This window comes from Flavobacterium sp. 270, assembly GCF_004368785.1.
Classification (GTDB): Bacteria; Bacteroidota; Bacteroidia; order Flavobacteriales; family Flavobacteriaceae; genus Flavobacterium.
On sequence record NZ_SODM01000007.1, the window covers coordinates 1 to 26,828 of the forward strand.

At 33.1% G+C, this 26,828-nt stretch carries 24 protein-coding genes; 10 read left to right on the forward strand and 14 right to left on the reverse strand.

The features are described 5' to 3' along the window. Positions 1-572: 572 nt before the first annotated feature. Both EV144_RS21300 and EV144_RS21305 read right to left on the reverse strand, forming a co-directional pair. Complete coding sequence (locus EV144_RS21300) at positions 573-1,808, reverse strand: ABC transporter permease (protein WP_134151164.1); 1,236 nt, start codon at positions 1,806-1,808, stop codon at positions 573-575. Positions 1,809-1,912: 104 nt separating this feature from the next. Continuing rightward, complete coding sequence (locus EV144_RS21305) at positions 1,913-2,407, reverse strand: YkgJ family cysteine cluster protein (protein ID WP_134151165.1); 495 nt, start codon at positions 2,405-2,407, stop codon at positions 1,913-1,915. Positions 2,408-2,481: 74 nt separating this feature from the next. On the opposite strand from EV144_RS21305, the gene EV144_RS21310 reads away from it, so the two are divergent. Next, complete coding sequence (locus tag EV144_RS21310) at positions 2,482-3,189, forward strand: class I SAM-dependent methyltransferase (RefSeq protein WP_134151166.1); 708 nt, start codon at positions 2,482-2,484, stop codon at positions 3,187-3,189. Between the two features lie 18 nt (positions 3,190-3,207). Further along, positions 3,208-3,753 carry a YfiT family bacillithiol transferase gene (locus EV144_RS21315; RefSeq protein WP_134151167.1) on the forward strand — a complete coding sequence of 182 codons (546 nt, stop codon included), beginning with the start codon at positions 3,208-3,210 and terminating at the stop codon, positions 3,751-3,753. Positions 3,754-3,838: 85 nt separating this feature from the next. On the opposite strand, the gene EV144_RS21320 is transcribed toward EV144_RS21315, so the two are convergent. The 8 genes from EV144_RS21320 to EV144_RS21355 form a co-directional block, all read right to left on the reverse strand. Beyond that, positions 3,839-4,471, reverse strand: a complete 633-nt coding sequence (locus tag EV144_RS21320) for a 7-carboxy-7-deazaguanine synthase QueE (RefSeq protein WP_134151168.1) — start codon at positions 4,469-4,471, stop codon at positions 3,839-3,841. A gap of 98 nt (positions 4,472-4,569) precedes the next feature. Continuing rightward, complete coding sequence (locus EV144_RS21325) at positions 4,570-6,237, reverse strand: tetratricopeptide repeat protein (protein ID WP_134151169.1); 1,668 nt, start codon at positions 6,235-6,237, stop codon at positions 4,570-4,572. A 16-nt stretch (positions 6,238-6,253) separates the two neighbouring features. Further along, complete coding sequence (locus tag EV144_RS21330; RefSeq protein ID WP_134151170.1) at positions 6,254-7,177, reverse strand: PstS family phosphate ABC transporter substrate-binding protein; 924 nt, start codon at positions 7,175-7,177, stop codon at positions 6,254-6,256. A 4-nt stretch (positions 7,178-7,181) separates the two neighbouring features. Next, a complete protein-coding gene (locus EV144_RS24390) occupies positions 7,182-7,412 on the reverse strand; it encodes a hypothetical protein (protein WP_134151171.1) in 231 nt (76 codons plus the stop codon). Further along, positions 7,412-8,212, reverse strand: a complete 801-nt coding sequence (locus EV144_RS21340) for an energy transducer TonB (protein WP_134151172.1) — start codon at positions 8,210-8,212, stop codon at positions 7,412-7,414. The genes EV144_RS24390 and EV144_RS21340 overlap by 1 nt, the downstream gene beginning before the upstream one ends. A 32-nt stretch (positions 8,213-8,244) precedes the next feature. Further along, positions 8,245-8,805 (reverse strand): ExbD/TolR family protein, encoded by a 561-nt coding sequence (locus EV144_RS21345; RefSeq protein WP_134151173.1) that lies wholly within the window; start codon positions 8,803-8,805, stop codon positions 8,245-8,247. 21 nt (positions 8,806-8,826) lie between these two features. Continuing rightward, positions 8,827-9,438 (reverse strand): ExbD/TolR family protein, encoded by a 612-nt coding sequence (locus tag EV144_RS21350; RefSeq protein WP_134151174.1) that lies wholly within the window; start codon positions 9,436-9,438, stop codon positions 8,827-8,829. 59 nt (positions 9,439-9,497) lie between these two features. Continuing rightward, a complete protein-coding gene (locus EV144_RS21355; RefSeq protein ID WP_134151175.1) occupies positions 9,498-10,322 on the reverse strand; it encodes a MotA/TolQ/ExbB proton channel family protein in 825 nt (274 codons plus the stop codon). Between the two features lie 380 nt (positions 10,323-10,702). Here EV144_RS21355 and EV144_RS21360 point away from each other — a divergent pair, with 380 nt between their 5' ends. Next, the gene (locus tag EV144_RS21360; protein ID WP_134151176.1) at positions 10,703-12,220 is read left to right on the forward strand and encodes a helicase HerA-like domain-containing protein; all 1,518 of its coding nucleotides are present in this window, start codon (positions 10,703-10,705) and stop codon (positions 12,218-12,220) included. 84 nt (positions 12,221-12,304) lie between these two features. Here EV144_RS21360 and EV144_RS21365 read toward each other — a convergent pair whose 3' ends face one another. Continuing rightward, on the reverse strand, positions 12,305-13,645 hold the full coding sequence (locus EV144_RS21365) for an FAD-dependent oxidoreductase (RefSeq protein WP_134151177.1): 1,341 nt from the start codon (positions 13,643-13,645) through the stop codon (positions 12,305-12,307). 252 nt (positions 13,646-13,897) lie between these two features. Here EV144_RS21365 and EV144_RS21370 point away from each other — a divergent pair, with 252 nt between their 5' ends. From EV144_RS21370 to EV144_RS21390, 5 genes are all read left to right on the forward strand, one after another. Beyond that, positions 13,898-14,377, forward strand: a complete 480-nt coding sequence (locus EV144_RS21370; protein WP_134151178.1) for a nuclear transport factor 2 family protein — start codon at positions 13,898-13,900, stop codon at positions 14,375-14,377. 69 nt (positions 14,378-14,446) lie between these two features. Beyond that, positions 14,447-15,001: an HD domain-containing protein gene (locus EV144_RS21375; protein WP_134151179.1), complete on the forward strand. Its 555-nt coding sequence runs from the start codon at positions 14,447-14,449 to the stop codon at positions 14,999-15,001. A gap of 65 nt (positions 15,002-15,066) precedes the next feature. Next, the gene (locus EV144_RS21380; protein ID WP_134151180.1) at positions 15,067-15,873 is read left to right on the forward strand and encodes a helix-turn-helix domain-containing protein; all 807 of its coding nucleotides are present in this window, start codon (positions 15,067-15,069) and stop codon (positions 15,871-15,873) included. 77 nt (positions 15,874-15,950) lie between these two features. After that, positions 15,951-17,459, forward strand: coding sequence for a serine hydrolase (locus tag EV144_RS21385; protein ID WP_134151181.1), 1,509 nt, complete (start codon positions 15,951-15,953; stop codon positions 17,457-17,459). Positions 17,460-17,478: 19 nt separating this feature from the next. After that, on the forward strand, positions 17,479-17,949 hold the full coding sequence (locus EV144_RS21390) for a DUF4440 domain-containing protein (protein WP_134151182.1): 471 nt from the start codon (positions 17,479-17,481) through the stop codon (positions 17,947-17,949). A 504-nt stretch (positions 17,950-18,453) separates the two neighbouring features. Here EV144_RS21390 and EV144_RS21395 read toward each other — a convergent pair. Continuing rightward, positions 18,454-20,838, reverse strand: a complete 2,385-nt coding sequence (locus EV144_RS21395) for a penicillin acylase family protein (protein ID WP_134151183.1) — start codon at positions 20,836-20,838, stop codon at positions 18,454-18,456. A gap of 106 nt (positions 20,839-20,944) precedes the next feature. Here EV144_RS21395 and EV144_RS21400 point away from each other — a divergent pair, with 106 nt between their 5' ends. Both EV144_RS21400 and EV144_RS21405 read left to right on the forward strand, forming a co-directional pair. Continuing rightward, entirely contained in the window at positions 20,945-22,501 is a 1,557-nt protein-coding gene (locus EV144_RS21400; RefSeq protein ID WP_134151184.1) for a hypothetical protein, read from the forward strand. A gap of 333 nt (positions 22,502-22,834) precedes the next feature. After that, complete coding sequence (locus EV144_RS21405) at positions 22,835-24,634, forward strand: hypothetical protein (protein ID WP_134151185.1); 1,800 nt, start codon at positions 22,835-22,837, stop codon at positions 24,632-24,634. 58 nt (positions 24,635-24,692) lie between these two features. On the opposite strand, the gene EV144_RS21410 is transcribed toward EV144_RS21405, so the two are convergent. Further along, entirely contained in the window at positions 24,693-25,142 is a 450-nt protein-coding gene (locus tag EV144_RS21410) for a YMGG-like glycine zipper-containing protein (protein ID WP_134151186.1), read from the reverse strand. 269 nt (positions 25,143-25,411) lie between these two features. Beyond that, entirely contained in the window at positions 25,412-26,689 is a 1,278-nt protein-coding gene (kynU, locus tag EV144_RS21415) for a kynureninase (protein ID WP_134151187.1), read from the reverse strand. Positions 26,690-26,828: the final 139 nt, after the last annotated feature.

A 26,828-nucleotide genomic window follows, 5' to 3' on the forward strand; every position in this document is an offset into this window, starting at 1 on the left:
ATGTTTTCTGTGAACGTCTGCGTTTCTGCGGGTGCAAAACTACAACCTTTATTTACATTTTAAAGCCTTTATTTTATATTTTTTCCATCTTTTTTCAATTATTCCCTTAACACTCTGATAACAGCCTCTTTACAAAATCACTTTTTTTATCCTTTCTGGGAATTTTCTTAGGCCCTTGAGCCTTTTTCTCCTTTTTAGCGGGTTTTCTGCTGGATCTTTAAATCGCCAAGCGCTGGTTTTGCTGGTTTTTTTAATCTCGCAGAGACGCAGAGGCGCTGAGTTTCTTCTTTTTTTTATCTCCTATTCTTTAAATACAGCACAAATGAATCTATTAAAAACTACTGCCTTAGCCCTGATGGGAGGGAAAATCCTTTTGGGGCGGGGTTCGCCCCCAAAAGATTTGGAAGGACAGCAGGATCAAGCTCCTTATCTTTCTTAAATTCCAATTGTTTAAATTACAAATTCCAATTATTTACTCTTTTATATATAAAGCACTAAAAAAACAAACCCGACAGGTTTTGAAAAACTGTCGGGTTGTAGATGAAATTATACTACTATATAGGTGTGTGAAATTAATCGAAACGAATTGCTTTTACTGGCGATATCTTAGTTATAATATAAGAAGGAATTAGCAGAACGATAAAACATATGGTAATTGTCATTATGTTTAGTAATATAATGTAAACCCAATTTAAATATACTGGTGCTTGATTGACATAATAATTTTCTGGATTGAGCTGAACTACTCCAAATTGCTGTTGTATTAATAGTATCGAAATTCCGATTAGGTTTCCCCAAAAGAGCCCTCTTATTATTAGATAAAAAGCATTGTAGAGAAATATTTTTCGAACGGTCCAGTTATTTGCTCCTAATGATTTTAGAATTCCAATCATTTGTGTACGCTCTAAAATAAGAACTAATAAAGCTACTACCATATTTATAGTGGCGACAAGAATCATTACTCCTAAAATAACTACGATGTTAAAATCAAAAAGCTGCAACCAATCAAAAATGTAACTGTATTTTTCGATTATGGTTTTGGTATCTAAATTTGATGATGTTTGCTCATAGATTTGTTCTCCTGTTTTTTTGATATTATCAAAATCTTTTACAAAAATTTCAAAAGCTCCAACTTGATCAGGAGTCCATTTATTGATTCGCTGTATATGGCGAATATCTCCTATAATATATGTAGCATCGAACGCTTGAAATCCTGAACTAAAAATCCCGCTTATTTTAAATCGGCGGCTATTTGGCATTTTTCCTTGTTCTTCTTTGATGAAAAAGGTATTAAAACTGTCTCCGACTTTTAAACCAAGGCGATCTGCAAGAAATTTAGAAATTAAGACATCTTCATTTAAAGATTGGGCAAAATTTGGAAGTTTTCCTTCTATCAAATACTCTTTTATATTATTCCAGTCATAATCTCCTCCTACACCTTTAAAGACAACTCCTTCAAAAGCTTTTTCTGTCCTAATAATTCCGGCTTTAGTAGCTATCGCCTGAATATGCCTAACTTCTGGAACAGATTTGAAATTAGGATAAAAATTCTGTTTTTTTGAAATAGGGGTTAATGTCACCTCAGAATTATTGTTATCATAATTTGAAATGATAACCTGGCCATTGAATGCTGAAACTTTATCGCGTATTTTTTGTTGTAAACCAATTCCGGTAGCGACAGAAACCAGCATCATAATTATACCAATGGCTATAGCCGAAATGGCAATTTTTATAATTGGTGCCGAAATACTGCTTTTATAATCTTTGGCAGTAATTAGTCTTTTTGCTATAAAATATTCTAAATTCAATTTATTGTCTTTTATTAATACATGAGCTTTCGCTTAATTCAAAAATACGTTTAAAAATGCGAAAATGATTTGTTCCGAAAAACAATTACAAAATATTTAAGTTCTTATAGAGGAAGTTTCTTTTTCATTTCTTCTACAATATTAAATGCAGCGGGGCAGATAGCAACATTTTTAAGTGTAAGATCTGCTATTTGATGGAACTTCTTGCGATCTGTATGCGGAAATTCTCTGCATGCTTTTGGACGAACATCATAAATCATACAGTAATTTTCATTGTCTAAAAAAGTACAAGGAACACTTTGGAGCACATAATCTTTGTCTTCGTCAATTCGAAGATACTGTTCAATAAACTGTTGTGGCTTTTGCCTGAAAGATTTTGCAATTCTTTCAATATCTGCTAATGTAAATAATGGACCCGTTGTTTTACAGCAATTGGCGCACTGCAAGCAATCCGTTTTTTTAAATTCTGTATCGTGCAAATCCTGCATTACGTAATCTAAATTTTTAGGCTGCTTCTTTTTCAGCTTATCAAAATACTTTTTATTTTCGATATGCTTATCTTTGGCTAACTTATTTAAGTTATTTAAAATCTGCTTCAAGTTTAATATTTAAAGTTGAGCTGCAAAATTAAACAACTTTAAACTTGAAACCTTAAACTTTGAACTAAAATACGATGAAAGATCTTTTTGGAAAGGCAATGTATGATTTTCAGACTAATAATTCGCCTGAGGATATTATTACCGAAACTTCTATTTCTGAAGAAGACGAAATGAGTGTAGATTATTTATTTCGATCTTATAACGAAATGCCTAAATTGGAACAAAAAGCACTGCAATTGGCTACTGGAAAAACATTAGATGTTGGCTGCGGAGCCGGAAGCCATAGTTTATCTTTGCAAAACGACCGTAATTTTGAGGTTACTTCTATTGATATTTCTGAAAAAGCAATTGAAACTTGTAAACTTCGGGGCGTTAAGAATGCTAAAGTTCAAAACATATTAGATTTTGAAGGTGAAAAATTTGATACTATTATATTATTGATGAATGGTGTGGGAATTTTTGGTAAACTAGATAATTGTAATCAATTTTTATCAAAATTAAAATCTCTTTTAAATTCAGGCGGACAAATTCTTTTAGATAGTTCTGATATTATCTATATGTTTGACGAAGATGAGGATGGTGGTAAATGGATTCCGTCTAATAATGATTACTACGGCGAACTTGTTTTTAATATTTCTTATAAAGGAGAAAAAGAAGAGCCTTTTAATTGGTTATATTTAGATTATAATACGCTTCAAAATGCTGCAATTGCAAATGGGTTAAAATGTGAGCTCATTTTAGAAGGCGAGCATTATGATTATTTGGCGAAACTTTCGATATAATTTATAAAACCAAAGTTTATGAATGAATCAGATTTAGAAAAATTGAAATATCCGATTGGAAAATTCACTGCTCCTTCAATATATTCACCAGAATATATTAGTAACAATATTGAAGAAATTGCACTATTCCCTGAAAGATTAAAACAAGAAACGATTCATTTATCTGATGAACAACTTGACACGCCTTATCGTCCGGATGGTTGGACTGTTAGGCAAGTAATTCATCATTGTGCAGAAAGCCATATGAATTGTTTTATTAGAATTAAATGGGCCTTGACAGAAAACAATCCTGTAATAAAAGCTTATGATGAAGTTTTATGGGCCGATTTACCCGATGATCTGGAAATGCCAATTGAACCTACTATTTATTTGCTTGAAGGTTTACATTTCAGACTGGCTTTTATAATGAAAAATTTGTCAGAAGCTGATTTAGAAAAATCGTTTATTCATCCTGAAAACAATACAGAATACAGAATAAAACAAATAATTGGCTCTTATGCCTGGCATGGGAACCATCATCTGGCTCATATTACCTCTTTAAAAAAATATAAAAACTGGAAGTAATCAAATAGTATATTTATTACACAGTGTGTGTATTTAATAATCAAAACAAAAAATCTCTTCAGTTGAAGAGATTTTTTTATAATATTTAAGGAATATTTAAATATTTATGTGTTTGAAGCGAAACTCTCCATTTTGGATTGTTCATTACATAATCAACAATTAGTGGTGTCATTTCTTCTTTTTTACTCCATTCTGGCTGCAAAAACAAAATTGCGTTGTCGTTTACTAATTCTGCTTGTTCTTCGGCAAAAATAAAATCATGTTTATTATAAATAATCACTTTTAACTCATGCGCATTATCATATACGGTTTGAGTTGGTAATTTATTTTTTTTAGGAGAAAGACAAATCCAATCCCAAGTTCCACTTAACGGATATGCTCCTGAAGTTTCAATATGAACTTTTAAATTTTTATTTTTTAATTGCTGCGTAAGTAAAGTCATGTCCCAGCTTAATGGTTCACCACCTGTTACTACAACGGTATCTGCATAACTTGCAGCATTATTTACAATTACATCAGTACTTGTTGGCGGATGTAATTCTGCATTCCAACTCTCTTTCACATCACACCAGTGACAACCTACGTCACAACCTCCAATTCTTACGAAGTAAGCAGCTCTTCCGGTATGAAAACCTTCTCCTTGAATGGTGTAAAACTCTTCCATCAAAGGCAGCATTGCTCCTTTATTTACTTCTAATTGTATTTCTTTTGATAACATTACTTTATTTTAAAGTACAAAGATAGTCAATAATATACGGAACAAAAAACCCGATAGTTTTTTGAACTATCGGGTTTTAAATTAGATTAAAATCTAAATTATTTTAAAGCTTTTATTGATTGAGCTGCGTAAGTATTTGCAGGGTCTAAAACTAAAGTTTTATTGAAGTATTCAACTGCTTTTGCTTTATCAGTATTAGCATATGCTGCACCAATTGCATTGTAAGACTCAACAATTTTTTTAACCGTTGCAGGTTTTGCCAATTCTTCTGCACCTTTTGCAGTAGTTTTTGCTACGTACTCTTCGTAATTTTTGATAATCAAATCATCTTTATCTAATGAACTATTGATTCTTCCTTTGTATAAGTAAGCTTCGTCATAGCTTGGAGATGCTTCTAATACTTTATCAAAAGTAGCATTTGCATTTTCTAAAGCAGCTTTATCACGGCTTTCAGCAGGTTTTCCTGCATTTCCATAATAAACAGAAATTCCGTAGTATACTGCATCATCTAAATAATTCTTAGATTCTTTGTTAGCTGCTCCAAGTTCAAAAATAGCTGCTGCTTGAGCGTATTGTTTTTTTCCAAACAATGCTTTTCCTAAATCAGCAAGTTCTTCTACAACTAAAGGATCTAATTCAATTGCTTTTTTGATATCGGCTAGACCAGCATCAAAAGCTGCCTGATCAACAACTCCGTCTGCGCTTGTTCCTTTTTTGATTTTAGACAAACCTAAGTATAAATAATCTCTTCCAATCACTTTGTTATTAGGTACTTTAATAAAATCTTCAATAGATTTAATCGCTACATCAACGTTTCCGTTTTCGTAAGCAGCATAACCTAAGTATCTGTAGATTCTTGGGTTTACTTTATCCTGAGCGATCATTTTGTTCGCAACTGTTTCTAAACTTTTATAATCTTTAACTAAAATCAAGAAATCTGCGTGACGCATTTTAGAATCCATTGAATAATCAGTAAGACTCAAATATTTCTCATAGTTAGTAATTGCTTTTTGCAAATTATCTTTTGAAGTAGAAGGTTTATTTCTAGCCCATTTGTAATACGTTTCAGCAAGTTCTCTGTAAACCGGTCCGTAATTAGCATCTAAAGCAATAACTTCATTAAAAGATTTAATTGCTTCATCATAAGATTTTGCATTTTTTAATAAAACTCCAGACTGCATTTTAGCTCTTAACAAAGTGTTGTCTGCAGTAAATGCATCACGGTAAGCTTTATAAGCGTCATTTTGGTTGTTAGCTCCAAAATAAGCATCTCCAATTGCTAAAAGAGCTTGAGCGTTTTGAGGCTCAACAGCTAAAGCACGCTGTAAAACAGTAACTGCACTTTTATAATCTGGATTATCAGAGTTCATATAAGCTCTACCGATGTAAATAAATTCATTTACATCTTTACGCTTCATATCTTTTGTTGCTAAACCAAAATTAGCTTGTGCCCCAGCAGTATTTTTAGAATCAAGATCTAATTGTCCTAAACCAATATAGTTTAAGTTTTTCTTATCAGAAGCTTCTAATCCGTTTAAGTAATATATTTTCGCAGAATCTACAACAGATTGATTCAAATAAATATTTCCTAAAACAAAATTAGCTTCTCCATCAGAAGGTTTAGCTTTGATAATTGATTTTAGCAATGATTTTGCCTTTTCAAATTGCTCAGCATCGATTGCCTTTTTTGCTTGATTGATATCTTGCGCTTTTGCTACAGAAGCTGAAGCAACTAAGGCAAGACTAAAAATTTTAAATTTATTCATCTTTATTGTAATTAATTTATTCTTTATCGTTTATAATTTGACTTCTAATTTTAAGTTTTCTTCCTGGAGTTCTCACAGGCAGTAATCCAGATTTTAAAACAATTCTTTGTCCAATATCTCCAGAAATGAATGAAGCAAAGCCCATTCCTAACCCAGTATACCCCTGACAATTGATAATAAACAAATCGCGTGCCAAAGGATATTTCTCTTCGGCAAGGTCATTTTGAGTTGGGCTGTAATATTTATCGTCATTAAGTCCTTTTACACTCAAAACATTTATTTTTTTAAAGACATCAAGCATATTTGGAGAAGGCTGTGAAAGCCAGTTTACTCCAACTACCCCAATCATTCCGTCATTTTCAGAAACAAACTTGATAACTTCATCATTGGTTTTGAAAGAAAAAACTCCACTTGTCGGAATGTCTTTTACTTTTGCCAGCTCTTTCATGTAACGTACTGTACTTGAATTTGGATTATCAAATACAAGACCTTTAATTCTTGGATCTGCTTTACCCTGCATAAAATCAATTACCGTTTTCAACGCAATTAATGTATCATTATTGCTTTTGTTCGAAATAAAAGCAATTGCATCTGAAGCAAAAGGCGTAACTCTTGGATTAATTTTACTTTTTTGAAATTTATCTTTTTCTGCCTGAGTCAAATCACGAGTTGTAATAACAACTTTTGCTTTTTGATTTAATAAATCATTTATAAGTTCAGCTTCAGATTTTGCTTTTATAGCAATTTTGGCACCATAGTAAGTTCCTTCAAAAACAGCTACCTGATCTTCTGCAATTGGTTTTACTGTTTCATCAACAGTAAGATCTATTGATCCTTTCAAAATCGTTTCTTTATCTGCCTCGTTCTTGCTTTTTTGGTTGCACATGGCAAACAAAAAGACAAATACAAACAAACCTAAAGCTTTACTATATTTTACCATAAAATTATTCTGCGTTTGTATTAATTAATCTCAAAAAACGAATTCCTGAATAAACGATCAGCAATCCACCAAAAGCATATCTGTATTTCGGCTCCATGTCTAAAGGTAGTTTCTTCCAAAACATAATCATTAAACCTAGTACAAGATAAATTAAAAAAAACAGTATTCCTAAAACAAGAAGAAATCGCTCTTTGAGCGATTTCTTCTGAATATTATTAAGCATATCTTTTAACATTATTCTGCAGATTGAATAGTAATAGGAAGAGAGTATAGTACCCTAACTTTTTTACCATTTTGCTCGCCGGGAGTCCATTTTGGACATTTTTTAAGAACACGAATTGCTTCTGCCCCTGTACCGTAACCGATATCCCTTAAAACTTTAATGTCGGTTAATGAACCGTCTTTTTCAACTACAAACGTAACGTAAACTTTACCTTTTAAACCTTCTTCTTCTGGAGTTTTGTAATTGTTCCCTACAAATTTGTAGAATTTCTCAATTCCTCCAGGGAAATCTGGTTTTACTTCGATACCAGCCGTGTTATAAACGTTGTTATCTTCTTGTACTATCTCAGCAACAGGACCTTTTCCTACTGGCTCATCAACAGTTAAAACTGCATCTGGATCTCCTTTGATAGTTTCGTTACCAACTTTTTTATCCTTAAGATCTACAATCTTTGGTGGATCTTCAGTAACTTCATTTGCTTTAGCAACCACAGGCTTAACGAATTTTACCTGATCCACTTTTGGTGGCGGTGGTGGTGGTGGCGGTTGATTAGGTTTTATTTCCTCTTTTTTAGGAGGCAATTTTACCGTTGCGATCTTAATATCATTATTTTCATCTTCTACTTTAGAATCTGGTAACAAACTTGCAATAAGAGGAGCTGCTACAGCAAAGCTAAAAATAAGCGAACCGATAACTAATGCTTTCACAGTAGTTTTTCCATTCGATTTTCTTAACTCATATGCACCATATATCCTATTACGTCCTTCGAATACGATATCAAGCCACTGATTTTTTATAATATCTAACTTCATTTTTCTTGATTTTTAGGTTGAAGAAACTTGGATTACTCCGGTTGCTTATCAATCAATTTTGTTTCCTCTGGCGAAAATTCAGGAACAATAGCATAAGTATCAACTCCCGTAATAGCCATCTCATCTAACATATCAACCAAATTACGGTAATTTGATTTCTTAGTCGGCTTGATAATAACTATAATTCCGTTCTTTGGTTTTCCTAAAGCTGTAGAATAAGCTAATACTTCTTTCTTTTGCTTTAATAATTCTCTACGAATACCATCTTTACCATATGTGATATCTTTAGGCCCTATTTTAGGCGCTGCTAATAAACCCATATAGTAAACCATTTTATTATCTGCTCCTAACATTACTGTCATTGTACGATTCTCATCTACTTTAACTGGAGGAGTTTTATCATCTGGATCTTTGTCAGGCAATGACAAATCCATTGATTGAGGTTTTGACAACGATGTGGTTAACATAAAGAATGTAATCAATAAGAATGCCAAATCTACCATCGCTGTTAAATCGACTTTAGAATTTTGCTTTTTACTTCTTACTTTACCACCTTTTCCGCCACCACCGTCGCCGGTATTTAATTCAGCCATTTTAGTGTATATTTTTTTAAATTAAAAGTCTCTTCCTCTCATACCAGTAACTAAGTTAAAGGAATTGATTTTTTGATCTTGTAAAATATCCATGATCTTTTTGATTTGTGGATATTCTTCTTTAGCGTCACCTTTTATTGCAATTTGCAATTCTTTATTATCAATATCAATCGCAGCTCTTCTTGAAACCAAAAGCCACTCTTTTAGTTGATTATCTAAAGAATCCATTGGGATTCCAGGTTGATCAGCTTTAGTTCTATCAGCCGCTTTCATATCAATGATGGTTTTTAAACTTGTCAATGGTACACCAAAGTCATCCATTAAAGCAAATTTAGCTTTATCATCTTCTGAAAAATTTACACCAAGTTTCGCGCCCATTCCTTCTAGAGTTCTTTTACGAATCTCTCTTCCTTTAATGTCGAAAAATACTTTTCCTTTACCAACTGTAATAATCGCCAAATCTGAATCTGGTAATTTACTTTGCACAGTAGAAGAAGGCATATCTACAGGAAGTGCTTCAGGCACTTTAGCAGTAGCGGTCAAAATAAAGAACGTAAGCAAAAGGAACGCAACATCACACATGGCAGTCATATCTGTCGATGTTGACTTTTTTTTCATTTTTATTTTAGCCATTCTCTTTTATTTTATTTTTTTGATAAAAATTAATACTAATTATTAATATCAAAAATTAATTATTGTTTCAAACTTCCTCTGAATCTTCTGTAAGTATTTACAATTGTAGTACCAGCCTCATCGATAGAGTAAGTTAAATCATCAATTTTAGCAGTAAAGAAGTTGTAAGATACAATTGCTAAGATAGAAGTAGAGATACCTGTTGCAGTGTTGATAAGTGCTTCAGAGATACCTGTTGCAAGAGCAGCTTGATCTGGAGTACCAGCAGAAGCTAGCGCACCAAACGCTTTAATCATACCAGATACAGTTCCTAATAATCCACCTAAAGTCCCTAATGATACTAATGAAGAAATAATGGTCATATTTTTTTCTAGCATTGGCATTTCCAATGAAGTTACCTCTTCGATTTCTTTATGTATTACTTCTGAAGCTTCTTCACTATTGAAACCTTCTTTTTTAACATCTTGATATTTAACCAAAGCAGATTTAATTGCATTTGCAACTGAACCTTGTTGTTTATCACATGAAGCGATAGCAGCCTCTATGTTTCCTTCTTTGATGCTTGCTTGTACATTTTTCATAAATGTATCTAAGTTAGCTTTTCCTGCAGCTTTTCCGATAACGATAAATCTTTCAATAGAGAAAACAACAACCATTAAAAGCATACCTAATAATACTGGTACAATAAACCCCCCTTTATATACTGTACCTAATAAATTTAGTGGATGACCTTTTTCAGCATCACCTCCTTCGAAGTTAGCAGCATCACCCATAACCACTTTCCAAAGAAATACCCCAACTAAGATACACGCTACAATAATGATTCCAGTAATCATTCCTCCTCCATTTGAAGTGCTTTCTTTTTTAACTTTAACGTTTGCCATTTTTTTTAATTTTAATAGTTTTAAATAATTTTTATTTTTTAGTTATATTTAACTTGTAGAGGAGCAAATTTATACGTTTAGTTTAAATAAAAAAACTTTTTTTAATTTAATTGATCGAAATTTAACGCCTATTTAAAAAATATCTCATTAATTTGCCAGCGTCATTTTTTAGATAAAACAAAAAAAAGGTCTATTAATGGGAAAATTACAACGTTTTAGTAAATATTCAAAGATTCTTTTGATATCTTCTTAAAAAGCTGCGAAATTTTTTTTTATTGATTTTTCAATAGAAAAAAGCTTTTTCCTACTAAAAAATAACACGTAAAAATGTTAAAATATTACAGCAATGCTCTTATAATCATCTAAATTACAAATAAAACATGAGTAGAAAAGAAAATTTTATACAAGAGATAAATAGCGGTTATCAATCAAAAGGAGATGCAATTATTCTAGGCGGTGCAATTTTAGACGGTGAACCAATTGCACAAGCTCATGTCAAAATTCCTCTTAAGACCCTAAACCGCCACGGGCTTATAGCCGGCGCGACTGGAACTGGAAAAACAAAAACGATTCAGGTTTTTTCTGAGCAGTTATCTAATGCTGGAATTCCTGTTTTAATGATGGATATAAAAGGTGATTTTAGCGGTATTGCAAAAGAAGGAAAAGAGGAAGGTTTTATTACAGAACGTCATGTCAAAATTGACATTCCTTATAGCGTCTCTTCTTTTCCGGTTGAGCTAATGTCTTTGTCGAAACAAAATGGTGTTCGTTTACGTGCTACGGTTTCTGAATTTGGACCTGTATTATTTTCCCGAATATTAGACTTAAATGATACGCAGGCCGGCGTTGTATCGGTTATTTTTAAATATTGCGATGATAACAATATGCCTTTATTAGACCTGAAAGACATTAAGAAAGTTATCAATTATATTACCGAAGAAGGAAAGGATGAAATTGCTGCCAGTTATGGTAAAATTTCTACTGCAACTACCGGAACTATTCTTAGAAAAATCATCGAATTAGAACAACAAGGCGCTGATTTGTTTTTTGGTGAAATGTCTTTTGAAATTGATGATTTAATGCGAATTGATGAAAACGGAAAAGGTTACGTAAACATCATCCGCTTGACGGATATTCAGGATAAACCAAAATTATTCTCGACTTTTATGTTGAGTTTACTGGCCGAAATTTATCAGCAAATGCCCGAAAAAGGAGATGCAGAGCAACCGGAATTAGTCATTTTTATTGATGAAGCGCATTTGATTTTTAATGAAGCAAGTAAAGTTCTTTTGGAACAAATTGAGACTATTGTAAAACTAATTCGTTCAAAAGGTATTGGTGTTTATTTTGTGACTCAAAACCCAATGGATGTTCCGAGTGGTGTTTTAGCACAATTAGGTCTAAAAATCCAGCATGCTTTAAGAGCTTTTACGGCAAATGATAGACAGGCAATTAAAAAAACTGCCGATAATTATCCAACTTCAGAATATTATAAAACTGATGAATTATTAACTAGTTTAGGAATTGGAGAAGCTTTGGTAACTGCCCTAAATGAAAAAGGTATTCCGACGCCGCTTGTTGCTACCATGATGCGCGCGCCAATGAGCCGAATGGATATTTTATCTGCTGATGAAATTGAAACGATCAACAGCAAATCGAAATTGGTTAAAAAATACAGTGAGGAAATTGACCGCGAAAGTGCTTACGAAATCCTGACCAAAAAAATTGAGAATGCACAACAAGCAAATGCTCAACAAGAAGAACAGTCTCCAGCAAAATCTTCAAAAACAGAACCAAGCACTACAGAAGTAGTTACAAAATCGGTTTTAAAAGTAGTAACAAGCGCTACTTTTATAAGAGGTGTTTTTGGTGTTTTGTCTAAAATATTCAAAAAGTAGAAAAACATTTCACCATATAAGTGATATAAGTTCATTTAAAAGCGCAAAGCTTAAATTTACTTATATCACTTATATGGTTTAAAACTATTTATTTAGTAATTCTAAAATTTTATTTTCGATTTCTGGAGTATTCCAAATATTTTCGATATTATCGATTCTTAAAATTTCTTCCATGATTCCGTTTTGGAAATCTCCAATTGCCAAAGCTTCGGCGTACGGACGGTCACTAAATGTTACGCGACTGTAAAGCGGAATCCATTTGTCTGGATGTTTATCTGAAAATGCTTTTTCGATTTTCTTTTGCAATAAAAATTTCTCATCGGCAGTTTTGGTACTCATTTCCATGAAATTACGATACGAAAGCTCTGCAATAGCATCTGCATTTGGTTTTCTTGAAATCTGATATTCTGAGAAAATCTTCTTCCAATCGTCGCCATATTTTTCGATCATTTCATTCAAAACCGTAATATCTTCAAAACCTGCATTCATTCCTTGTCCGTAAAACGGAACAATTGCGTGGCAGGCATCTCCAATTAGAGCAATTTTATCTTCATACGTCCACGGAAAACATTTCATTGTTACCAAAGTACTTGTCGGATTTTTAAAGAAATCATTTGCCAATTCCGGAATTACATCGATCGAATCGGGAAAGTTTTTCTCAAAGAAATCCTCTACCATTTTACGATCAGTAAGCGATGCAAAAGAATTTTCACCTTCAAAAGGCATAAACAAAGTGCACGTAAAACTTCCGTCCAGATTAGGAAGCGCAATTAACATATATTCGCCTCTAGGCCAAATATGAAAAGAATTTTTATCTAGTTTGTGAGAAGCATCAGAATTTGCCGGAATATTCAATTCCTTATAACCCATATTCAAAAATTCCTGAGAATAATTAAACATGCTTTGACGCTGCATTCTGTGTCTGATTCTCGAGAAAGCACCATCGGCACCAAAAACCATATCAAATTTCTTTTCCTCCCACTCGCCTCTTTCGGTTTCCCCAATATGCAAAGTTGCATCGCTCAGCGTAACATCCCAGATTTTTTGATCGAAGAAAAATTCAGCTCCTGCTTGCTCGGCAAGATCAATCATTTTTCGATTTAAAGTTCCTCTTGAAATCGAATAAATGGATTCTCCTTCCTGACCGTAGTTCTGAAAGTTTAATTTATCGACCAAATGTATCGCACGCTTGTCCATCGGAATTGCGATTTCTCGAACCGAATCGCCAACTCCAACACCATCAAGCGCCTTCCAGCCTCTATTTGACATTGCCAGATTGATGGAACGTCCGGAAAAATTGATTTTGCGAATATCAGGACTACGATCATAAACATGAACGGTGTGACCTGCTTTTTTAAGATAAATTGCCAATAACGATCCTACCAATCCAGAACCTACAACAGCAATTTTAAGTGAAGTTTGCATCAAGTAAAATCTAATATATAGATCGTAAAAATAAGTAATAAATACACAGGTACTTAAAAAGAAAGGAAATATTTAGGATTTAAACGTGCATTTTACATCTAATGTTCCAGCCAGAAAAAGATATGGCGTGACATCATTCTAATACGAATTTTATTTTTTAATCATAACTACAAGAAAATATTTACTTTTACTAACTGGCATACAATCATTTGCATAAAAAAATAATACCATCATCAATCAAAAATCAAAATCATGAAAAAACCAATCTTACTCCTATTTATTTTCTTTGCCTCGTGGAAAATCTCCGCGCAAACAAACGATGAAGTTTTAAAAAGTGCGCAGTTGAAAACCGAAATCATAAAAATGGACAGTTTACTTTTTACTGTTGCTTTTAACGAATGTAAAATCGACATTTTTAAAAAAATAATGGCAGATGATCTTGAATTTTACGACGATCGTTCGGGACTAAATATTTCTAAGGAAAATGAAATAAAGTCGTTTACCGAAAGATGTGGCAGATCTAAAAAACTTACTCGAAAACTTAATTCCTGCACGGTAGATAAATTAGGGAATTTTGGTGCTGTACAAGTAGGTGAACATACTTTTCTTGAAGATGGTGTTCCGGTTGGAACTGCAAAATTTATTCATATCTGGGAACGAAAAAATAACGAATGGATTCTAAAACGTATTGTAAGCTACAATCATCAAGGTATAGAAAATAAAAAATCCTGAGTTTATATAAGAGCTGCAACCGGAAAAGTTTTTTATCTTTAGCTTATATAAATTAGAATGAAATAAAATATGCCTAAATTACAGACACTCTATCAAAACGCTATAAAATTTGCAGCCAAAAAACACGCCGATCAAAATCAGGTAATTTCAGGAACCAATATACCTTACGTTGTTCATTTGAGCAATGTAGCAATGGAAATCTTAATCGCTTCAGAAAAAACAAAAGAATTCAACGCCAAGTTTGCTGTTCAGGTTGCTTTATTGCATGACATTTTGGAAGATACAGAAACTACATTTGAAGAACTCGCACAAGAATTTAACGAAGAAATTGCTCAGGCAGTTTTGGCACTTACAAAGAATTCTCAACTTCCGAAAGAAGAAAAAATGAAAGACAGTTTGGAGCGTATTAAAAAATTATCAAAAGAAGTCTGGGCAGTAAAATTGGCCGACAGAATAACGAATCTACAAATTCCGCCAAAAATCTGGACTTTAGAAAAAATCAAAGAATATCAAAAAGAAGCTTCAGAAATATTGCATGAACTCAATGGAAGTAATGATTATTTAGAAAAAAGACTTTCTGAGAAAATCATTAAATATTCTAAATACATAACTGCCGAAGTATAGCATAAAAGCAGGCAGAGAAACCTTTGCACCTTTGAGACTTTGCACCTTTGAACCTTTAAAAAAAAATGAACCTATATTCTGAACATTATGTAAGCAAAAAATCGGAGCGATTCGTAAATAAAATCTGGTGTCTGGATAATAGTTTCGGCGAAAGCCTGATCGAAAACAAACTCGTTTTACCCAACGGCTGTTTTAATCTTGCGATTGTAAGCGGCAATGCTATAGAAGTACATACCAGCAAACAAAAGTATGTAATGACCGAGGGATTTTATTTTTGCTCGCAAATGACCAATAAAGTCTTGGTCAATATACAGCCCAAAACTAAAGTCACAATCATTCAGTTTCATATCTGGACACTTTCGATGTTTCCTAATTATGATTTAAGTTACTTTTTAGATTCTATAATTAGAATTAATCAAACCGATCTTCCTTTTTTAAATAAATTTGAGACTGAATTACATAACTCTATTTCAGATTTATTAAACGCTGTAAATGTCTTTTTTGAAGAATTAAACACTTCAAATCCGAACAAAAATACAATCGAAAAAATCTGCGAAATCATCAAAGTTCATGATGATGAAATTAATGTTTCTGAAATCGGGAAATCTTTAAATTTATCGCAGCGTTTATTGCAGATTAAGTTTAAAACTGCAACCGGTCTTACTATTAAAAAATACATTCAAATTATGAAGTTCAGAAAATCGGTAGATCAAATGGTAAATGCCGATTTAGAGAAATTAAGTCTGACCGAAATTGCACTTTATAATAAATATTTTGACCAGTCGCATTTTATTAAACAATTTAAAGATGTGACGAAAACAACTCCAAAAATGTTTAACCCCGATTTGTATTTTCTTTCAAAAAAAAGATAAGATTTCGCATTTGTACAATTTTGTTAATTTTGATTGCATTATTATTGCAAAATCATTAATCATCAATCAAATCAAAAATGAAAATCAATCAAATTTCATTTCAGTTAAAAGCTATTTTAATTGGAATACTGTTCTTTCACATCCAAAACGGATTCTCTCAGAAAGAAAAAAACTCAGAATTATATAAAACCATTATAGCAAAAGACAGTTTGCTTTTTAATATCGGTTTTAATAATTGTGACATTAAACAATTTGAAGATTTACTGACCGAAGATTTTGAATTCTTTCATGACAAAGACAGTATTTCGAACAAAACCCGCTTTTTAAACACTTTAAAAAGCGGATTGTGTGGGTCACCAGCGACCTTTAAATCCCGAAGAGAATTAGTTGATGGGAGTACCGAAATTTTTCCTCTTTATAAAAAAGGTATTTTATACGGCGCCATACAAATGGGAGCGCATCGTTTTTACGAAACTTCTAATGGAAAACCCGAACAATTTGGTAGCATTGCCAAATTTACTCACGTCTGGCTTTTAAAAAATAAGGAATGGAAATTATCCAGATCTCTTAGTTACGATCATCAAACCGTAAGTTCAATTGAAAATAAGACGACTGTTTTTGACGATAATGAAATAACCGAAAAATGGCTGAAAGAAAATAACGTTCCTGCCTTAGGAATTGGAATTATCAAAGAAGGAAAACTAAAACAAATAAAGGTTTTTGGCGAACTCAAAAAAGACGTTTCTGCGCCTTATAATACTATTTGGAATGTAGCTTCACTTACAAAACCCGTGACCGCAATTGTGGCTTTAAAATTAATCAGTCAAGGAAAATGGAATCTCGATGAACCGGTTTATAAATATTGGACAGATCCGGATATTGCAAATGATCCGAATAATAAATTATTGACTACGAGAATTATTCTGAGCCATCAAACTGGTTTTGCGAATTGGAGGTTTATGAATAAATCCGGAAAATTAGAATTTCAGTTTAAGCCTGGAACAAAATACCAATATTCGGGAGAAGGTTTGGAATATTTGAGAAAAGCGATGGAAAGTAAATTTCACAAAACATTAAATCAATTAGCAACAGAATTGATTTTTGAACCACTGAAAATGACCGACACCAAATATATTTGGGATTCTAAAACTGATGAATCAAGATTTGCAATTGGATACGATAATAAAGGAAAAGCATATGAAATTTTTAAAAACAAAACTGCAAATGCTGCTGACGATTTACTAACTACAATTGAAGATTATGGAACGTTTTTGTGCAGTGTAATGAATGGCGATGGGTTGAGTAAAAAAGTTTTCGAAGAAATGAATTCCAATCAGGTTGAAACTGTAAAAGGAAAACATTTCGGTTTAGGTTTTGAAAAATATGATCTCGAAAACGGCGAATATGCTTTATCTCACGGCGGATCTGATCAAGGTGTTCAAACATTGTTTTTTATACTTCCAAAAACAAAAGAAGGGCTTCTGATTTTTACAAATGCTGATGACGGTCATAAAGTATATGAGCAATTAGTTTTGCGTTATTTAGGAAAGAATGGACAGAAATTAATTGACATTGAAACTAAATAACGGAATAAAAAACATAATCATGATACCAATGATAAATACATTAGTTCTATTCATGTTATTTTTGAGTAGACAGGCAATAGCGCTTACAAAAAATGAAGATGCTGCAATTGATGCTTTAAAAACTGAAATTATCCAAATGGATAGTCTGCTTTTTGGCAGTGCATTTAACCAATATGACGTGACAATTTTTAGAAAAATAATTAGTGACGATGTTGAATTTTATGATGATCGTTACGGATTAAACGTTCCAAATGACATTAAATCAAAAGCATTGATCGAAAAATATACAAGACCGCAAAATGTTACCAGAAAATTAAATTCATGTACTATTGATAAATTAGGAGATTTTGGCGCCGTGCAATTGGGTGAACATACCTTTTTTATTAATGGCATTCCCAACGGTACAGGAAAATTTATACATATATGGGAAAGAAAAGGTAAAGATTGGAAATTGAAAAGAATAGTGAGTTATGAGCACAAATCTTTTTAAAAAATGAAAAAAGTCGGTTGATATTGAAACCAAATAAAAAGTCAGTCGTCTAAATAATTATGATATCAGTTTATTCAGATAAAAAAATCGTAATTTCGATTTAACATATTGAATATCTATCTGTTATCTAGTTTCAATCATCAATCAAAAACGAATTATTTTCTAATCTAAACCCGTAATTCTCATTATGAAGAAATCAATCAAACTACTGGTACTCTGCCTTATAGTGCAGTGTTGTACTTTAACCCTTTTTGCGCAGGATAAGGCACAGCAAACAAACAATTGGCGATTGCTAATTATAAAAAATCTATAGAACTTGATCCTAAAAATGAAGGCGGAAAAAAAGCTTTAGAAGAAATTTCTAAATAGTTACAAAGGCTCAAAAATCTTAACTTTTAACTGTGTCAAAGTTTAAAACTTTGACACAGTTTTTTTATATCCTTTAAATCCATCTCGTAAAGTCGCAAAGAAACTTTGAACCTTTGTTGCTCAGAACTTTTGAACCTATTTCTTCACAAAAACCAACTTCGTAGAAGTCTTAATAATCTCCTCTTTATTCAATTTCATTTTTCTAAACTTTCCGGCATTGTACATTTCGGCCTGATCGCTGTAATGTTTACTGAACGGATTTCCGGATTGTCCTGTTGGCAAAATACTCCAGCTGTTTTCGATATCAGAGAAATCTACAATTCTTCTGGTTGACGGCCCGCCTTTTACATAATATTTCCCTTCATCACTAAAACCGAAAAATAAATTATTAATAACTTCATTTGAACCTGGCGAAGCATAAGGCCCAACATTAAAAAGTTTACGTAACGCAGCCACTTTTCCTAACGGATGTTCGTGCTCAACAGTATGTACTTTTTCCCATTTCCAGTCTAAAACTGAATTCCCTAATTGTTTCTGAAGCGATTTTACAGCATCATGAAATGATTTTGAAACAATCTCACTTCTGGTTTCCTTTATATTTTTTGTTTTGATATTATCCCACCAAACCGAATTTTCGTTGGCAATTTGTCGCGCAATAATCTGTTTGCCAATATGCGTTCCTAAAAACAAATCAAAACTGTCCACGCCCATTTCATCTTCAAAAGTATTTTTAAGATACAAATAAATCCACTTGTTGTAAATCGTTGGCGCTACATCATCCAGATTAGTCGTTCCTTTCCAGGATTTTAAAGTTGCAATTGCTTGTTTCTCTTCTGCGGAAAGTTTACTGTTATCTAAACTCGAAATTAAATTTTGAACCGTTGTTGGAGCCGTCGACGACGTGTTATCATAAATCATTTTGCTAATCGCTTCTTTATCCCAATCCGATTTTGAATCCATTAAATAAGAAATCCTCTTAGCGCGATCTTCAGGAAGATAATATCCCGGATACAAATAACCATCTATAGCTTCCGGCTGATTATTTGCCGAATATACATAACCCCATTTTGGATTTTCTGACGATGGATTTTTATCAAAATCTAAATATTCTACAATATCATCTTTACCGCTTGCACCATCCAAAATCAAAAACGAATTCACGCCTTTATTGTGTTTGTATAATTTTCCGGTTGCCCACCAACCTACATTTCCTTTGGCATCACCGTACATAACATTCAATCCCGGCGCGGCAACCAATTTTACTGCATTCCTAAAATCGGCTTTACTTTTAGCGTGCGAAAGTCCGTAAACAGCATCCAGAATCTGGATTGGTTCTCGCGTATAAGTCCACGACATTGCAATCGGATTTTTTTTGTCTAAACGTTCCAATATATCGTTCATAATTGGCCCGTGTCGACTGGATTTAATCGTCATAACAACATCAGAAGTATCTTTAACTTTTATCGTTTTTTTTATGATTTCGTAAGTACTAAATCCTGTTGGAGTTTGGTATTGATTTGCATCGCCAGTTTTATTTTTTTCCTGATAAAAATCGATATCATCATTTTCAAACATTGTCAACCCGTACGCATAATCATGATTGTGCGCCAAAAGCGGATACGGAGTTCCGGCCAAATAACAACCGTACAATTCAAATTTTGGCGTAACCAAATGAGCTTCGTACCAAGTTGCAGGCTGAGAAAATCCAATATGCGGATCATTCGCAAAAATCACTTTTCCGCTTTTCGTTTTATGTGGTCCGGCAACCCAGCTGTTACTGCCAATAAAGGGCGGAATCGGCGATTTATCCAGCAATGCAGCAACCGATTTTGCAATCTCGGTATATTCACCCAAATTCTCTTTAGAACTTTTAAGTTGTGTGGTATTAAATTCTCCTTCAATTCCTAAATCTTTCAAATAGGCGTCGCCATATTTATTGCGGATATCGGTCAACAACGGATCCGTTTTTTGAGCCATTGCAAAACTAAAAGACATATAACCAAAAATATTATAAACGTCTTTTATCGTAAACTTTTCCTTTTTTACACCAACCAAAGTAAACTCAACCGGCGTAACACCTTCGTCAAGATATTGATTAATTCCGTCCAGATACGCCATCGCCATTTTATAACTCTGGCTGTTTTTATCCAGTTCTACTATGGCTTTCGCCGAAGCTTCTTCGATACCAATTCCGGCGAAAAACTTATCATTTTTTAGTGCCACAGAACCAAAAATCTCCGACAATCTTCCCGGAGCAATTCGGCGCAACAATTCCATCTGCCATAATCTTTCCTGTGCGTGTACATAGCCCAGAGCCGTCATTGCGTCTTTTTCTGAATCGGCATAAATATGAGGAACTCCACAATCATCAAAATAAACGGTAGTTTCTTTATCAATATTTTTAAGCTCTACTTCACCTTCATACTTAGGCTTTAAGTGAAAAATATAAGCAAATAAACCAATGGCAAGCACAACAATTAAAACCAATAAAATCAGGAGGATTTTTTTTATTATTTTCATATTCAAAGGATATTGATAATTCTAATTTTATAACGCAAAGACGAAATCGTATAAATAACTTTTTATTTTAAAGTCTAAATTTATGTATTTAAAATTAATACTATAAATGTCTATCTACAAAAAAATAGCAATCGGAGTAATTTCAGTCTTTATTTTTGTCATTTTACTCAATATTGGTCTCAATTATTGGATAAAAAAACAATTGCCTGTTATTATCGAAGAGAAAAATAAAACTGCTTATAATATTAATTATGAAAAAGTTGAAGTTTCTCTTTTTTCTCAAAATATCTATGCCGAAACATTATTAGTACATCCAAAAAACCAGCCCAAAGACGCTAAAAACGGACTTTATTCTAAAATAGAATCTATTACAATTAAACATTTTAATATCTGGGATTTGGCTTTTAGAGATGTCATTAAAGCCGAAAGCATTATTATCAATAAACCGCGCGTTATTTTATACAAAAAAGGCGAAAAGCTTTTGAACAACAGTAAAAGCATTAAAACGGAAATTATTGAACCATTTAGAAAAATTGTTGCCGTTTCGAATATTTATCTAAATGACGGAACTGTAGATGTAGTTTCTTTAAACACAAATAAACCTATTTTCAGTATTAAAAAAATCATTGTAAAATTGGAAGGAATTCTGATTACCGATACAACATTAAAGGAAAAAATTCCGATGCAATTTGAAAAATACACACTGGTTTGCGACAGTTTATTTTACAAACCGAGTCATTTTTATCATATTAATATTGGCAAAATCAGCACCGAAAACAATTACGTCAAAATCAATAATTTTTCGTCGATTCCGCAATATTCCAGAAGAGAATTTGTGAAGCGATTAGACAAAGAAAAAGATATTTACACCATAAAATTAGATTCTGCAGAAATCAACAAAATGGATTGGGGTTTTAAAAATGATCGTTTTTATTTTAAAGCCAATTCAATCGTAATGAATCATGTTGACGCCAATATTTACCGAAATAAAATTCCGGCAGACGATTTGAGCAAAAAATATCTTTATAATGCTTTATTGCGAAAAATTAAGTTTCCATTGCAGATTGATACTTTACAAATTAAAAAATCAAAATTGGTTTACGAAGAAGAAATCGATTTTACCAAAGGTCCGGGAATTTTAAATTTTGACCGATTTAATCTTCGCGCGCTTAATTTGAGAAGTGGTTTTGGTTTGAAAAAAAATGCCGATGTGAAAATAAAAATCAGTTGCCTCTTTATGAAAGATTCGCAACTTGATGTCAATTGGAATTTTAATGTTTTGGATCTTAAAGACAGTTTTCATATTGAAGGAACAATCGCTGATTTTAATGTCGCCGCAATGGAACGATTTAGCAAACCGTATATGAACACCACTTTTACCGGAACATTTAATAAATATCATTTCAACTTTTACGGAAATGATGATGTTTCAAAAGGAAATGCTTCGCTGGAATATGACGATTTGAAAGTCAAATTATTCAAGAAGAAAAAACCGGAAAAAGTAGCCAAACTAAAATCGGCAATTGTCAATTTATTTGTAAAAAATGATTCTAAAGACAAACCAAAAAACGCCGATGTAGAAGTCGAGAGAATTAAGGAAAAATCTTTTTATAATTTTTTATGGAGAAGCATTGCTGAGTCTTTGAAGAAGATTTTGATTTAGGTTTTTGCCACGAATTACACGAATTATTTTTTTTTAACCCGGTTTTGTCATCCCGAGGAACGAGGGATCTCCGCAAGAAACTCCAAAAAGTTAAGTTTCATCTTTGTCAAAGTTTGAAACTTTGACAAAGATTGATTTTGATAATCGAGCTGCTTGCGGAGATCCCTCGTTCCTCGGGATGACAAAACTGTGCCCAGAAGAGCTCGAAAAAAAATCTCCTCAATCTGCAAAATCTGCGAGAAACAAAAAACTTTGACAAAGACCGAGAACCTGACAATTATCAGCTTTTAAAAAATTATTTTTCCCAACATTTGTTTTTTAATCTAAAAACAAATGACAAAAAAAAATCTGCATACTTTTCATATTCCCGTTATGGGACTTGCGTACACGATTGACAGCCCAATTCGTGTTGCACAATATGGAATTTCTTCTGTAGTTTCTATAGCCGACGACGATCTGATCGAAAAAATGCGTCGTTTTTACAGTACAAAATTTAATTTTCAATACGAAGAAATAACCCAGAAATTTCATGATTACCGCGCTGAAAGAATTACTTCTTACCTAAATTTGGTTGACAAAATCGTAAAAGAAAAATTTGAAAGTTTTAAAACTGAATTGGCTGAAAGCAAAACTGCTTTAGATAATTTTATGGCAATGCTGCCGAATACTTCTGATATTAAAAAAGGTTTTCAAAATCTTTTAGAAGACGGAATTTCTTTTAAAGACAACATTCAAAACTACATCGAATCGCATCTTTCTTCGGGTGAAATTGATGTCAATATCATGACGAAACTGGATAAAGATAATTTTATCAAAAACGAACAACTTCCGATTGAGTTTAATGATGCGCATGCTGCTTTACGCGGATTTGCAAAAAGTAATCTACAATCTTCTGTGGTTCTTTCTGCCGGAATGAATCCTAGGCTTTATAGTTATTTTGAGAATTTTTCGGATTTTTTTCCTGATGAAAATAATAAGCTTAAAAAGAAAATTATTCTAAAAGTGAGTGATTTTCGTTCGGCAATAATTCAGGGAAATTTCCTGGCTAAAAAAGGACTTTGGGTCTCAGAATACAGAATTGAATCCGGGCTGAACTGCGGCGGACACGCTTTTGCTACAGAAGGATTGCTTTTAGGTACAATTTTAGAAGAATTTAAAGCGAAAAAAGAACAATTAGTACAATCGGCTCACGAATTAATGATTAAAGCTTTACAGCTCAAAAATTACGCATTTCCAGAAACACCGTTAGAATTGAAAATTACTGTTCAGGGCGGCGTTGGAACTTCAGAAGAACATGAATTTCTTTTAGAAAAATATCAGGTTGACTCTATCGGCTGGGGATCTCCATTTTTATTGGTTCCCGAAGCGACTTCTGTAGATCAGGAAACGAGAAATTTATTGATGAATGCGAAAGAAGATGATTTGTACTTGAGTCATATTTCGCCTTTGGGAGTTCCGTTTAATACTTTGAAAGGAACTACAAACGAAATTTTAAAACAAAAACGAATTCATGAAAATAAAGCTGGAAGTTCTTGTCCGAAAAAATTTCTGGCTTTAAGCAAAGAATATGACCCGCACGGAATCTGCACAGCTTCAAAAAAATATCAGGATATTAAATTAGGGGAATTAGAAAATTCCAAAGAAAATTATTCTGCTTTTGAATTGGAGAAAGAAAAAGCCAGGATTACAGAAAAATCGTGTTTGTGTGTTGGTTTGGCAAATGCTTCTTATTTGGAAAATGATATTAAAATAAAAGGGCAATCTCAGGGAGTTGTAATTTGTCCCGGACCCAATATGGCGTATTTTGATCAGGAAGTTTCTTTAAAAGAAATGGTGCAGCATATTTATGGTGGCAAATCTGTGCTGCAAACTACAGAACGTCCGAATTTATTTGTGAAGGAATTAAAAATGTACATTCAGTATTTTAGAAATGAAATCGAAAATATTTCTGGAGAAATTACAAATGCACAGCTCAAAAAATGGAATACTTTTAAAGCCAATCTTCTAGATGGAATCGATTATTATAAAAATCTGTTTGAATCGACACTTCCTTTCCAAAAAGATTTAAATCAATTGGCTTCGTGCAAGTTAGAAATTATTGCTATAAATATTCCGATTACAGAAACGGTTTAAATAAAAAACCCCAAATCACAAACGTAATTTGGGGTTTATATTTTAGTAGACTAATCAACTATTCTTTTTTCTTTTTACTGTCAATAACAGCTCCAGTTCCGGTTCCTAAAGCAGCTCCGGCCAAACCACCAATAATGGCTCCTTCGCCTTTTTTCTTACTTACGATTGCTCCGGTTGCAGCACCAACTCCGGCACCAATTACTGCACCTTTAGCTGTTGCACTCCATCCTTTCTTTTTAGCAGGCGCTACAGTTGCAGTTCCGTCATTTTGATGTACTACTACAACTTTTTGTTCAGCTGCTCTTTGCTCCGCTGCTTTTGTTTCAGCTTCTTTTTTTTCTTCCAAAGCTGCCATTTCTACTTTCATAGAATCTATGACTTTTTGTTTGTTTATTTCAACTTTCATAGAATCGATACTAGCTTGCTTTGCTTTGCTGATATCTTCTTTGCTTTGGTGTTGACATGAAACAATAAACAAGGCTGCGATAAATATATATAAGGCTTTCATGATTGTAGCTTTTAAAAAATTATACACTACAAATTAATACATAAGGAGCATATAAGTCATTACAAGATTTTCGGAAAGTTTTATAGAATTAAAATCTGTCTAATCTGTTAAATCTGCGGGACTAATTTTTTCTCGCAGATTTAGCAGGATTGAGCAGATTTTCTTGATAATCTCGCAAAGTCACGAAGTCGCAAAGTTTTTAAGTTCTGTACTTATAATTCTTTGCGACTTCGCGACTTTGCGAGATTAAAATTTATGCTATATAATATTTATTTCCCTAAAATTCCCTGCTTTAGAATTTGTCCGAAGTCGTACATATCTTCATAAGAACAATATAACGGCACTGGCGCCAGACGAATTACGTTTGGTTCGCGCCAATCTGTGATTACTCCGTTTTTCATTAGATAATCGAATAAACTTCTTCCTTCGCCGTGTAAAAAAACAGATAATTGAGAAGCTCTTTCTGCGGGATTAGAAGGTGTTATAATTTCAAATGAACCTTTTACCTCTTTATCAATTTCATGCAAAATGAATTCTAAGTAAGATGTAATATGATTTCTTTTTTTAATCAGCGCGTCCATTCCTACTTCGGCAAACATTTCTACAGAAGCCAAATAGGGCGCTAAAGAAAGTACCGGTAAATTGCTAATCTGCCAGCCATCTGCTCCGTGAACAGGATCAAAGTTAGGTTCCATTTTAAAACGGCGTTCTTTGTTGTGTCCCCACCATCCGGCAAATCTCGGAAGATCTGAATTGTGATGGTGTTTTTCATGAACAAAACATCCAGATGCATTTCCTGGTCCTGAGTTCATATATTTATAACTGCACCAAGCAGCAAAATCGACGTTCCAATCGTGAAGCTCTAGTTTGATATTTCCGGCTGCGTGTGCTAAATCCCAACCTACTTTTGCTCCAACTTTTTGTCCGGCTGCAGTTATGGTTTTTATGTCAAAAACTTGTCCGGTATAATAATTTACACCGCCAATTAAAACCAAAGCCAGTTCATCACCAACTTCATCAATTTTTGATAAAACATCTTCGAGACGAATATTATGTTCGCCTTCACGGCGTTTGATTTCTACAATTGCATCTTCTGGTTTGTATCCATGAAAATGTACCTGACTTTGAAACATATATTGATCGGAAGGGAATGCTTTTTCTTCGCAGATAATTTTATAACGTTTCCCTTTTGGCTGATAAAAAGAAACCATCAATAAATGAAGATTTACAGTCAAAGTATTCATAACCGTAACTTCAGAAGGCAATGCACCAACAATTTTACTTAATGGTTCTGCAAATCTCTCCTGATAATCCCACCACGGTTTTTCAGCATAAAAATGTCCTTCTACAGCCAATTCTGCCCAATCGTTCATTACTTCATCAATATACGCTTTGGTGCGTTTTGGTTGTAAACCCAACGAGTTTCCTGTAAAATAAATAACGCGTTTGTCATTTACTTTAGGAAAATGAAATTCTTGCTGGTAGTGATTTAAAGTATCTTGTGAATCGAGTTCTTGAGCAAACTCGCGTGTATTGAGAAAAGTCATTATTTTTTGTTTAGAATTGTAAAAGTAGGAAATTGTTTTGTTTCAGGTTTCTTTTGTTTCAGGTTTCAAGTTCAAATTTCAAGTTTTCGCAACTGAACGTGAAACCTGAAACTTGAAATCATTAAAAAACAAAAACCCG

Excerpts from the sequence above, each read along its gene's own strand:
- EV144_RS21340 (WP_134151172.1), bottom strand. The coding sequence starts at position 8,212 with ATGAAGTTAGATATTATAAAAAATCAGTGGCTTGATATCGTATTCGAA.
- EV144_RS21360 (WP_134151176.1), top strand. The coding sequence starts at position 10,703 with ATGAGTAGAAAAGAAAATTTTATACAAGAGATAAATAGCGGTTATCAA.
- EV144_RS21405 (WP_134151185.1), top strand. The coding sequence starts at position 22,835 with ATGACAAAAAAAAATCTGCATACTTTTCATATTCCCGTTATGGGACTT.
- EV144_RS21325 (WP_134151169.1), bottom strand. The coding sequence starts at position 6,237 with ATGAATAAATTTAAAATTTTTAGTCTTGCCTTAGTTGCTTCAGCTTCT.
- EV144_RS21320 (WP_134151168.1), bottom strand. The coding sequence starts at position 4,471 with ATGTTATCAAAAGAAATACAATTAGAAGTAAATAAAGGAGCAATGCTG.
- EV144_RS21365 (WP_134151177.1), bottom strand. The coding sequence starts at position 13,645 with ATGCAAACTTCACTTAAAATTGCTGTTGTAGGTTCTGGATTGGTAGGA.
- EV144_RS21400 (WP_134151184.1), top strand. The coding sequence starts at position 20,945 with ATGTCTATCTACAAAAAAATAGCAATCGGAGTAATTTCAGTCTTTATT.
- EV144_RS21385 (WP_134151181.1), top strand. The coding sequence starts at position 15,951 with ATGAAAATCAATCAAATTTCATTTCAGTTAAAAGCTATTTTAATTGGA.
- EV144_RS21355 (WP_134151175.1), bottom strand. The coding sequence starts at position 10,322 with ATGGCAAACGTTAAAGTTAAAAAAGAAAGCACTTCAAATGGAGGAGGA.
- EV144_RS21350 (WP_134151174.1), bottom strand. The coding sequence starts at position 9,438 with ATGGCTAAAATAAAAATGAAAAAAAAGTCAACATCGACAGATATGACT.
- EV144_RS21315 (WP_134151167.1), top strand. The coding sequence starts at position 3,208 with ATGAATGAATCAGATTTAGAAAAATTGAAATATCCGATTGGAAAATTC.
- EV144_RS21330 (WP_134151170.1), bottom strand. The coding sequence starts at position 7,177 with ATGGTAAAATATAGTAAAGCTTTAGGTTTGTTTGTATTTGTCTTTTTG.
- kynU (WP_134151187.1), bottom strand. The coding sequence starts at position 26,689 with ATGACTTTTCTCAATACACGCGAGTTTGCTCAAGAACTCGATTCACAA.
- EV144_RS21310 (WP_134151166.1), top strand. The coding sequence starts at position 2,482 with ATGAAAGATCTTTTTGGAAAGGCAATGTATGATTTTCAGACTAATAAT.
- EV144_RS21380 (WP_134151180.1), top strand. The coding sequence starts at position 15,067 with ATGAACCTATATTCTGAACATTATGTAAGCAAAAAATCGGAGCGATTC.
- EV144_RS21410 (WP_134151186.1), bottom strand. The coding sequence starts at position 25,142 with ATGAAAGCCTTATATATATTTATCGCAGCCTTGTTTATTGTTTCATGT.
- EV144_RS21370 (WP_134151178.1), top strand. The coding sequence starts at position 13,898 with ATGAAAAAACCAATCTTACTCCTATTTATTTTCTTTGCCTCGTGGAAA.
- EV144_RS24390 (WP_134151171.1), bottom strand. The coding sequence starts at position 7,412 with ATGTTAAAAGATATGCTTAATAATATTCAGAAGAAATCGCTCAAAGAG.
- EV144_RS21345 (WP_134151173.1), bottom strand. The coding sequence starts at position 8,805 with ATGGCTGAATTAAATACCGGCGACGGTGGTGGCGGAAAAGGTGGTAAA.
- EV144_RS21375 (WP_134151179.1), top strand. The coding sequence starts at position 14,447 with ATGCCTAAATTACAGACACTCTATCAAAACGCTATAAAATTTGCAGCC.
- EV144_RS21395 (WP_134151183.1), bottom strand. The coding sequence starts at position 20,838 with ATGAAAATAATAAAAAAAATCCTCCTGATTTTATTGGTTTTAATTGTT.
- EV144_RS21390 (WP_134151182.1), top strand. The coding sequence starts at position 17,479 with ATGATACCAATGATAAATACATTAGTTCTATTCATGTTATTTTTGAGT.